Annotated in this window: 9 protein-coding genes; all 9 read left to right on the forward strand. The window is 35.1% G+C overall.

Translation table 11 applies throughout. From position 1 onward, the window contains the following. Nucleotides 1-71 precede the first annotated feature (71 nt). The 9 genes from GXK57_RS25820 to GXK57_RS25860 all read left to right on the forward strand — a co-directional run bounded on the left by GXK57_RS25820 (nt 72) and on the right by GXK57_RS25860 (nt 10,070). A complete protein-coding gene (locus GXK57_RS25820; protein WP_160680892.1) occupies nt 72-725 on the forward strand; it encodes a TetR/AcrR family transcriptional regulator in 654 nt (217 codons plus the stop codon). Continuing rightward, nucleotides 683-1,414, forward strand: a complete 732-nt coding sequence (locus GXK57_RS25825) for an alpha/beta hydrolase (RefSeq protein ID WP_160680893.1) — start codon at nt 683-685, stop codon at nt 1,412-1,414. The genes GXK57_RS25820 and GXK57_RS25825 overlap by 43 nt, the downstream gene beginning before the upstream one ends. A gap of 959 nt (nt 1,415-2,373) precedes the next feature. Continuing rightward, nucleotides 2,374-3,183 carry an AraC family transcriptional regulator gene (locus GXK57_RS25830; RefSeq protein WP_160680894.1) on the forward strand — a complete coding sequence of 270 codons (810 nt, stop codon included), beginning with the start codon at nt 2,374-2,376 and terminating at the stop codon, nt 3,181-3,183. Between the two features lie 53 nt (nt 3,184-3,236). After that, a complete protein-coding gene (locus GXK57_RS25835; RefSeq protein WP_160680895.1) occupies nt 3,237-4,358 on the forward strand; it encodes a glycoside hydrolase family 88 protein in 1,122 nt (373 codons plus the stop codon). Between the two features lie 16 nt (nt 4,359-4,374). Beyond that, a complete protein-coding gene (locus GXK57_RS25840; protein ID WP_160680896.1) occupies nt 4,375-6,429 on the forward strand; it encodes a DUF2264 domain-containing protein in 2,055 nt (684 codons plus the stop codon). 153 nt (nt 6,430-6,582) lie between these two features. Then, nucleotides 6,583-7,221, forward strand: a complete 639-nt coding sequence (locus GXK57_RS25845) for a bifunctional 4-hydroxy-2-oxoglutarate aldolase/2-dehydro-3-deoxy-phosphogluconate aldolase (protein WP_160680897.1) — start codon at nt 6,583-6,585, stop codon at nt 7,219-7,221. 7 nt (nt 7,222-7,228) lie between these two features. Then, nucleotides 7,229-8,257 carry a sugar kinase gene (locus GXK57_RS25850; RefSeq protein ID WP_160680898.1) on the forward strand — a complete coding sequence of 343 codons (1,029 nt, stop codon included), beginning with the start codon at nt 7,229-7,231 and terminating at the stop codon, nt 8,255-8,257. Nucleotides 8,258-8,377: 120 nt separating this feature from the next. Beyond that, complete coding sequence (kduI, locus tag GXK57_RS25855) at nt 8,378-9,235, forward strand: 5-dehydro-4-deoxy-D-glucuronate isomerase (protein WP_160680899.1); 858 nt, start codon at nt 8,378-8,380, stop codon at nt 9,233-9,235. Between the two features lie 28 nt (nt 9,236-9,263). Further along, nucleotides 9,264-10,070, forward strand: coding sequence for a carbohydrate-binding protein (locus GXK57_RS25860; RefSeq protein WP_160680900.1), 807 nt, complete (start codon nt 9,264-9,266; stop codon nt 10,068-10,070). Nucleotides 10,071-10,314 lie beyond the last annotated feature (244 nt).

Consider the following 10,314-nt stretch of genomic DNA (forward strand, 5'->3'; position numbering starts at 1 on the left):
AAACGGTCAATGGATGTAATATGACTATAGAATCCATTGACCGTTTTGGTTAATACACTCGGAGGCTCCGTATGAATGAAAAATTTTTAAAGCTGCCTGAAGAGAGGCAAATGCAGATTATAAATAGTGCCTTGAAGGTTTTTTCTAAGTCAGGCTATTACCAGACATCAACTCTTGAAATTGCACGAGAAGCAGGAATATCCAAGGGGCTTCTATTCTATTATTTTAAAAATAAGAAGGAAATGTATCTTTTCCTTTATGAACACTGCATCAATCTGGTGCTTGACGAGATTAATAAAAACAGAAATGTTATGGAAAGTGATTTTTTTGAAATAATGCTGCGATCTCAGAGGATAAAATGCAAGCTTATGAAGAAATACAGATATATATATGAGTTTTTAGTTAAGGTGTATATGGAAAATGATAAAGAGGTCATCGCTGACATAGCTGGATTTGCAGAACCTTTGATTAATGACAATTATAGACACTTTTTTGAAAGGATAGATAGAACAAAGTTTAGGGAAGGAGTAGATATATCGCTTCTTTTTCAATCACTGATATGGTGTGCTGAAGGCTTTATGAGAAGTGCCTTAAGCAGCGATAAAGACATAGACGAAATTGACTTGGAGTTTGCAAAAGTATTGGAGTTATATAAACAAAACTTTTATAAGGAGGAGTTTTTATGTACTATGATGAATATGGGAAAAGGGAAAACCACACAATAGTATTCCTACACGGAGCAGCAGCTACTGATACTTTCTGTAATCAATATTGCTTTCAGGATAAGTATCATCTGGTCGTGCCTCATCTTTATGGAAGTGGCAAAGAGGTTGAAGAATTCTATGAACCTGAAAAGACTATCAAGGCATTGGCTGATCTTATAAAGAAACTTGGGAAGGATAAGGTTACACTAGTTGGCCATTCCCTTGGCGGAGAGCTTGCAGTGGCAATGGTGTCTAGATATGAATTCTTGTTTGACAAAGCTGTATTTTTAAGTGCCTGGGTCTGTGCTACACAAAACACCATTGATAAGTATGTAAAAATCGCAAAGTATTCAAGTTTTGCATTGAAATTTGGCTGGCTAATTAAGCTTCAAGCAAAGTACTGGCACTATACAAAGCAACAGGCGGAATTCATGGTGGATTATTCAAAGAAGATAACTCCAGAGCAGTATGCAGCCTGGTTTAAAAATCGGATTTTGCTAGATGAAACTACCAATTATAAAAATATAAAAATACCAATGCTGGCTGTATGCGGCAAAAAAGAACTTAAGGAAATGATAAGATCCATAGAGGAGCTTGGCAGGAGAAACCCAAATTGCAAAACAATTTTTTTGGACAATTCAAATCATGATTTTCCTCTAAGAAAAGCTGATCAGATAAATCCCATACTTCTGGACTTCTTTAAATCATGATAATAATAAAGTTGAAGATACTGTATTTAAAAAGTCTATTTAGTTCTTGAGTTTATTGATAGAGCTTTTAATGTTAAAGTAAAGTCCTAATAGTTATTTCAGTTCTTTAAACTTACTAAGCATCTAATAGTTCACTTCACCCACATTTTTTAAATATAAAGGCATAGGCTACAGAAATAGCATTAACTACCTAAGATATTGCTATAAAAACAGTCCTAATTTCCATAATCGTAATATTAGATGCAAGATCTTTTATGCTTAAGTTATTTAATTATCTAAGTGTTTAATAATCACCCACATTTTTTAAATACATAGCTATATACAACTAAAATACTTCAAACTACCCCCAATACGGTTATTTGAAAGCTACCCTAACTTATTAAGTTATAATAATAGTTGGGTGGCTTTTTTCAGTAATTAATCAGAAATAAAACTATGATTAGTTTCTGTTTTAGCGATTTAATTAGCAAACTTAAGTTGAAGCTGGGTATTTAATAAATTTAATAAATATCAGAGCAATACAAATCTCTTTTGTTAATTATTGGTAAGTTTTCCTGAGAATACATAGGACAATTCGAAACAGTATATTTAGATAAAAAGCAGGATATGTTAAGTTATAGCTGGATAGGATATTGTAAAGCAGGCAGAATTTGATAAAATTAAACTGTAATTGAATCAATTGCTATATACGTGAAAACATAGTATACGGATGTATAGCCTTGTGGTAATTGTTATATTTTTAAATATTATTTTCAGCAGTAAAGGAGTTTTAGATTTAGATTTTAGACTGAAATAGTATAACTTTAAAAAGTTACTATACAGAAAGTTAATTTATACTTGCTACAAGTTTTCGGACGGTGGGGATCAGATTATTCTGACTTCTTTGGAGAATCAGGCATATATATATTAATAGTTTTTGGATACCTATATATAAGAACACATTAAATTAGGAGAAATATATGATTAAGGTAAATATTGGAGGGTGTAACAATCATCATCCTCAGAATTTCGTGGTAAGGCATGCTGAAGGTAGTAAGGATTATTTATTAATTATTACAAAGACAGAGACTTCTTTTTCTATTGATGGAGAGGAGTATGAAATGCCTCCAGGGACAATGGTTTTATTTGATAAAAATGTACCTTCAAATTACGGAAATAAGAGTGGTGAGTATATCAATGACTGGTTGCACTTTGATTTTCATGGAGAGGAACCTCCTTTTGAAGAGCTTAAAATAGTTTTGAACAAGCCAGTGGTTTTAAATGATATCACCTATGCATCCTTGATATTGAATTTAATTATTACAGAAATGCACTCTAAAAGTTCATTTAAAGAGGACATTTTAGATCATTATATGAAGATATTGCTATTCAGGATTTCTGAGCAGCTACAGAATAAAAACGATTCCATTAAGTCAAATCCGTTGTATCAAAAGTTAGTGGAGCTGAGAGCCAGAATTTATAACAATCCTCAGGAAAAGTGGGATATTAACCGAATATGTAGGGAGCTTAATGTCAGTAATTCTTATGCACAGCATATTTACAAAAGTACTTTTCAGACAAGCTGTATGAAGGATGTGATCAATGCGAGAATAGAGCAGGCTAAGTTCTATCTTTTGCAGTCTGTGCTTTGTATCAGTGCGATTGCTGAAAGCTGTGGCTATGAAAGCGAGATTCATTTTTCAAGACAATTTAAGCAGTTTACAGGCATGTCACCTAGGGATTACAGAGATACCTTGATAGCAAAAGCAAGAAAAGACAGTAAATTATAGTGAAAAATGATTATAAATAAAGCATCTAAGAAGAGGTAGGAGGAAAAAGATAAATGAGTAAATTACAGTGGGCAGAGGAAATAGCAGAAAAAGTTATTAATAAATCTGAAGTTGTTGCAAAGCGTAATAAGGAAAATATACCTTATACAACTATTGATGGCAGATTTGACGACATGGTGAAAAGCAACGTTTGTTGGTGGACCAATGGTTTCTGGGGAGGAATGATGTGGCAGTTATATAATGCCACAAAGAATGATTTGTTCCGTGAGATTGCAGAAAATAATGAAGAAATATTAGATAGAAATCTTATGGAGGCACAGGGACTAGACCATGACAATGGCTTCAAATGGCTCCCTACAGCGGTTGCTAATTATAGATTAACAGGAAATCAGGCTTCTAAAAACAGAGGATTATTGGCAGCAAATAATCTTGCAGGCAGATTCAATCCAGCTGGTTCCTTTATACGAGCTTGGAATGATGGTGGTGACGGCAACACTGCTGGCTGGGCAATTATTGACTGCATGATGAATCTACCTTTACTTTATTGGGCATCTAAGGAAACCAATGATCCTCGTTTCAAGCAAATAGCAATGCTTCATGCAGATACAGCACAAAAATATTTTATAAGACCGGATGGTTCTTCAAATCATATTGTTGAATTCAATCCTATAACTGGTGAGTATGTAAATACTTTTGGTGGCCAAGGTTATAAGGAAGGATCTTCTTGGACTAGAGGGCAGGCGTGGGCCTTATATGGATTTACTTTGAGTTATATTCATACCCAAAATAAACAGTATTTAGATACAGCACTTAGAGTAGCCAATTATTTTATATATAATATTCCAGAAAGTGGGCTGATACCTGTTGATTTCAGACAGCCAGAAGACTGTACTTATGAAGACTCAACAGCTGCTGCCATTGCTGCCTGCGGACTGTTAGAAATTGCAAAACAGGTAAATGAGATAGATAGTGAAATTTATGAGAAGGCAGCTATTAGATTGATAAAAACTTTAGCAGAAAAAAGATGTAATTGGGATGAGAATATTGATAATATTTTAGAAAAATGTACAGCTGCTTTTCATGATAAACAGCATGAATTTTCAATAATATATGGAGATTACTACTTCATTGAAGCTGTTTGGAAGTTAACTGGTAAAGAGTTATTTATCTGGTAATAAGGAGAGGATGAAAATGATATTTAAGCCAAAAAAATTAGATTTTTCAATTAGCCCTTATACAGGCTTAACTAGAGAAAGCTGGATTGAAGCTGGTGAGTATTTATTAACTGGAGTTTTTCAGAATATAAAAACTTTTCAAGATCCTGTGGTTATGCCTAGAAAGGAAACTGAGGTAACTTATCCTCATAACAGTTCTCCAGCAGATTTTTATGAATTAGAGACAAAAGCTGAGATCTTTGAGGGACTCGCAAGATCTTTCTTTATTGCAGCACCACTTATTCATAACAATCCAGAACTTAAGATCTGTAACTATAGTATAAGAGATTATTATAAGGAACAGATTTTAAGAGCATGCACAAAAGGAGATGCAAACTACGTAGGTGACTTCTTTGAGCTAATGAATATTGTGCAGAGCAAGGATCCTTTTAGAGCCTTTCAACAAACAGTTGAGACTTGTGCGTTAGTAGTATGTCTTTGGACTTGTAAAAGTGAAATTTGGGATACTTATAATAAAGAAGAAAAAGATAAAATTGCTGATTTCCTAAGTAGTTATGCTCATGCAAACACTGTACCTCAAAACTGGCGTCTATTTAATATGTTAGATCTTGCTTTCTTATATAGAGAGGGTTATAAGATAGATGAAGATATTATGCTAGAACATGCTCAGGCTATTTTAAATTATTACGCTGGAGATGGTTGGTATAGAGATGGTCATTGCTTCGACTATTATTCCTGCTGGGCCTTTAATGTATATGGACCTATCTGGAACCAATGGTACGGCTATGAAAAAGAGCCTTATATCGCGAAGCAGATAGAAGAAAACTCTAATAAGTTAATGGAAACCTATGGTGATTTCTTTGATAAAGATGGTTTTACCAACATGTGGGGACGTAGTAATATTTACAGAAATGCAAGCACCAGTGCCTTTGATGGAAACTTCCTTTTGAGAAATTCAAAAGCAGACCCAGGACTTGCAAGACGTATTGCCTCCGGTTCTCTTCTTCAGTTTTTCACTAGAGAGGACTTTTTACATGAGGGAGTACCAACCTTAGGATTTTATGGTCAGTTTTCTCCTTTAGTACAAGGATATTCTTGCGCTGGATCACCTTTATGGATGGGAAAAGCCTTCTTATGTCTTCATTTTCCTGAAGAGCATCCTTTTTGGGCAGCAAAGGAAAACAATGGTACATGGGATACACTGTCAGACCATGAAATAAAAGAAACTGTTTTAAATGGACCAGCTTTGTGCTTCACAAATCATGGTGCAAATGGAGAGACGATTCTACGTACAGGAAAGATTGTGAAAAATGTAAATGATGATCATGGTATGTGGAATTACTCTAAGTTATGTTTTAATACAAAATATCCATGGGAAGCTGCACCAGCAAAGCATGTAGAATCTCAGCAGTATGTGCTGCAGGATATCACAGACAACTCCTACGAAAAATGCAATGTGACCTTGTGGCATGGCTTAAAGGATGGAGTGCTATATCGTAGGCAGTTCTTCAATTATGATTTAACAAGAGAGTCTATGTGGATGCAAGCAGTAAACTTAGCTGATTTCCCTGTGAATTATGGAATCATGAGAGTAGATAAGCTTAGGCTGTACAGAAGACCAGTTTCGTTGACATTAGGAGCTTATGGCTTCCCAGACAATGGAACAGAGGTTATTCATAGAGAAAATGGAAATGCTAAAGCAATTATATTAAAAGGTCATGATTTTACAGGAAGAGAAAAACAGCTTGCTATGACAGTGTTTGATGGCTTTGACGAAATAGATATGCTTAATAGCCAAGGTACAAATCCGGATTCTGAAAAATCCATAATAGTATATGGAAAGTTAACTCGTAAAAAACAATATGGCTATGAACCTTATGTAATGATCTCTCAGGTTATTACAAAAGAAAGTCATGAAGACTTTACAGAAGAACAGCTATTCCCTATTGCATCAGTTGAGTATACAGATGCAAAAAAATGTGGTGGCTTTGGACCTGTTACTGTGAACTTAAAGAATGGTACTAGTAAAACAATAGTATTTGAAGGAATAGAAGAAAATCTGCAATTATAGGGACATAGGTACGGAGCTTGTGTGCCAATAAATTAACTTCATAGTTTTCAAGCCTCCCCTTAGAAAATAGAGGAGGCTTGAAATTAATTTTCGTAGTGAAGGGATTGTTTTAAAAATAAGAGTGCCTTTTAAGAAGGCAGGAATGAGGTGAACATGAATACTATATTAGAAAAAATTAAATCTTACGGAGTTGTTCCAGTTGTTGTAATCGAAGATTTAGATCATGCACTTCCTTTGGCAGAAGCCTTGTGTGAAGCTGGGCTTCCTATAGCTGAAATAACTTTTCGTACCAAGGAAGCTAAGGCAGCCATTGAAATTATTAAAAAAAGCTTTCCTGATATGTTAATTGGTGCTGGTACAGTTTTGAATACAGCTCAGGTAGATCAGGCAATAGAAGCAGGCGCAGAATTTATAATAAGTCCAGGATTGAATCCAAAAACCTTAACTTATTGTAGAGAAAGAGATATATTGATGATCCCTGGCTGCGCTAATCCTTCTGATATAGAACTAGCAATTGAATTTGGTTTAGAAGCAGTTAAATTCTTCCCAGCAAAGCAAGCTGGGGGACTGCCTATGATTAAAGCCTTGTCAGGTCCCTATTCAGATATGATGTTTATGCCTACAGGTGGAATAGATTGGAACAACCTAGAAGAGTATTTAAGTTTTCCAAAAGTGTTAGCTTGTGGCGGAAGTTTTATGGTTAAAGCAGACTATATGAAAACCGGAGATTTCCAAGCAATTAAGAAAGCTACAAGAGAAGTAGTGGAGCTTGTAAAGAAAGTGAGAGGGTGAGTAAACAATGGCAAAGGTAGTAACCTTAGGTGAACTTTTACTTAGATTATCTCCTCCAGGAAATGGACGTTTTTTACAAGCTAGCCAATTTGACTTGCATTTTGGAGGCAGCGAAGCAAACGTTGCTCTTTCATTAGCTTTATTTGGTCATCAATCTGTTTTTATAAGTAAGATTCCTTCTAATCCTATTGGTGACAGCGGGATTCAGATACTAAAAAAACAGGGAGTTGATTGTAGTAAAATAGCTCGTGGTGGAGAAAGGCTTGGAATTTATTATCTAGAAAATGGTTATTCTGTTAGGCCTTCAAGGGTTGTCTACGATAGGAGCCATTCGGCCATCACTGAAGCAGAGGTCAGTGAGTTTGACTTCGATAAGATCTTTGACCAAGCTGATTTATTTCATGTATCAGGAATAACGCCAGTACTAAGTGAGAAGGCAGCTATTTTGACTATGGCAGCTATGAAAGCTGCTAAAAAGAAAAATATTACTGTTTCCTTTGATTTAAATTATAGGCTAAAACTTTGGACTACTGATGTAAAAGAAAAACAAAAAATAATGCAAAGCTTAATGGAGTACACGGATATTTGTTTTGGTAATGCCTTAGATGCAGCTAAATGCATGGGATATAGTGGGGATGGAATAGATTATATAAATAGTAGCTATGAACTATCTGTTAGTGCAGAAGAAATGGCAAAGGTAGTAAAGAACTATGGTTTAAAATATCTAATTACGTCACTGCGTAACAGTATAAGCGCATCAGATAATGGCTATTCTGCTGCAATTTCCGATGGAACTACTTACTATAAGGGGAAAGAGTACGACCTCCATATTCTAGATCGAGTTGGTGGAGGAGATGCCTTTACCGCTGGATTTTTACATGGTTATCTAACAGGTAAATCCATGGAGGAAGCTTTGGAGTTTGGTATAGCGGCTGCGGCAATCAAGCACACCCTTCCAGGTGACATAAACTATACCACAGTTGATGAAGTTGAGGCACTTGTTGCCACTGGTGGCAGTGGAAGAGTAATTCGTTAATATGGATGTACCACTATATATTAGAATTTCTATTTTCAAGTTTTCTGTGAAAACTTAGAGGAGGTTTGAAAATAGTTTTTTGAATTAAGTAGTACATACTTAAAAAGGATGGTAAGGATTATGGAAATAAGAAATGCAGTTTCACCTACAGAGGTGAAAAATTATGCAACAAGCAAATTAAGAGAAGAGTTTCTAATCGATAAGCTTTTTGAACCTGGTGAAATTAAAATGGTATACAGTCATTATGATCGTATTATTACAGGGGGAGCGGTACCGATAGATGCAATTTCTTTGACAGCAGGTGAAGAATTAAGAGCAGAGTATTTTCTAGAAAGAAGAGAAATGGGTATTATTAATATTGGTGGCAAAGGAACAATTATTGCTGATGGTAAAGAATATGAATTAAATAATAAAGATGGTATGTACATCGGCATGGGAACAAAAGAAATTGTTCTTACAAGCGATGACAGTAATAATCCTGCAAAGTTTTATTTAAACAGTGCCCCTGCTCATAAAACTTATCCAACAGTTCTGATTAAACCAGAAGGGTTAGCAGAGGAAAATACTGTTATTATTAAGGATTCTAATAAGGTTGAACTAGGTAGTTTAGAAAATTCAAATCATAGAACCATTTGTAAATATATATTGCCTGGACAGGTTGAGAGCTGCCAGTTAGTTATGGGCATGACGAAGCTTGAAACAGGAAGTGTTTGGAATACAATGCCATGTCATACTCATGAACGAAGAATGGAAGTATATTTGTATTTTGAAATGCCAGAGGATGCCATTGTAATGCATCTAATGGGACAACCGAAAGAAACAAAGCATATAGTAGTTAGAAATGAAGAGGCAGTTATTTCACCAAGCTGGTCCATACATTCTGGCTGCGGCTCTAAAGCCTATACCTTCATATGGGGAATGGTGGGAGAAAATCAGGATTTCGATGATATGGATCATGTTTCCATGAAAGATATTTAAGTAAGGGACAGGTACGGAGGTTTTATCTATGAAGTTAAGTATGGAAGTTTTAGATGTAGATCAAAAAGTGATAGCACAAGTTGATGGTGAAGATGAAGTAAACTTAGTTTTAAGGCATAAATACCAACAGGGAGATCAGTTGGTTTTAAAATGTTCTGAAAAAGATGTCTTCATATGGCTTCAGTTTGATGATGCCATGGGCAAGTCAATGGTTCTTTTAAAGGATCAGGAATTGAGATATACTATTCCCTTTGGAGATCAGAGGGTAAACCTTTCTCCTAAGGCTTTTTATGGTGAGGTGCACTTACTAACTGCTAAAAAAGCAGAAGCCTATGATTTAGACTTTTATCGTAATTTATGTCTTAATGTTTATGATCAAAATAGCAATAACATAGTTTGTTATCCTCATGCATCTGCCAATGTGGAAACCCGTGGAGAAGTGGTTTTTGCAGCTAGGAACGTTATAGATGGAGTTACTGCAAACCTTAGCCATGGTGATTGGCCATTCCAATCCTGGGGAATTAACAGACGTGATGATGCATTATTAAAAGTAGACTTTGGAAGAAAAGTTAAGGTGAACCGAATAGTTCTGTATACAAGAGCAGACTTTCCACACGATAATTGGTGGGAGAAAGCAACCTTTTCATTCTCTGATGGAAGTCAGCTTGATGTAAATATGGAAAAGAGTAGCCTTCCTCATGTCTTTGAATTTGAAGAAAAACAAATTGAATGGCTAGAACTGGGGCAGCTAATTAAATCTCTAGAAGAATCACCATTTCCTGCTTTAACTCAGCTTGAGGTATATGGGAAAGACCTATTAGACTGTTTAGAATAGTATAAAAAGATACTCAGTCTTTAGGATCATAAGCACAGGAAGTAATTAATATATGGTTAAAAGATATGTTCTTCATAGTTTTTCTCAAAGTATAAAAGATGGAACTCTTGAAAAGGAGTTCTTTTTTTATGTGCTAATATCAACAACGACAGCCTTATTTTTCTAATTTTTTAAAAGTATTAGGAGATGCTACTATTTTATAGAAAAACTTACCAAGGGCGAGTTTCTCCTTTAATTTATCCAA

The sequence above is a fragment of the Clostridium sp. C8-1-8 genome, from assembly GCF_009928445.1.
Lineage (GTDB): Bacteria > Bacillota > Clostridia > Clostridiales > Clostridiaceae > Clostridium_AR.

Coding starts and splice junctions, on each gene's coding strand:
- GXK57_RS25845 (WP_160680897.1), top strand. CDS start 6,583: ATGAATACTATATTAGAAAAAATTAAATCTTACGGAGTTGTTCCAGTT.
- GXK57_RS25835 (WP_160680895.1), top strand. CDS start 3,237: ATGAGTAAATTACAGTGGGCAGAGGAAATAGCAGAAAAAGTTATTAAT.
- GXK57_RS25860 (WP_160680900.1), top strand. CDS start 9,264: ATGAAGTTAAGTATGGAAGTTTTAGATGTAGATCAAAAAGTGATAGCA.
- GXK57_RS25840 (WP_160680896.1), top strand. CDS start 4,375: ATGATATTTAAGCCAAAAAAATTAGATTTTTCAATTAGCCCTTATACA.
- GXK57_RS25820 (WP_160680892.1), top strand. CDS start 72: ATGAATGAAAAATTTTTAAAGCTGCCTGAAGAGAGGCAAATGCAGATT.
- GXK57_RS25830 (WP_160680894.1), top strand. CDS start 2,374: ATGATTAAGGTAAATATTGGAGGGTGTAACAATCATCATCCTCAGAAT.
- kduI (WP_160680899.1), top strand. CDS start 8,378: ATGGAAATAAGAAATGCAGTTTCACCTACAGAGGTGAAAAATTATGCA.
- GXK57_RS25850 (WP_160680898.1), top strand. CDS start 7,229: ATGGCAAAGGTAGTAACCTTAGGTGAACTTTTACTTAGATTATCTCCT.
- GXK57_RS25825 (WP_160680893.1), top strand. CDS start 683: ATGTACTATGATGAATATGGGAAAAGGGAAAACCACACAATAGTATTC.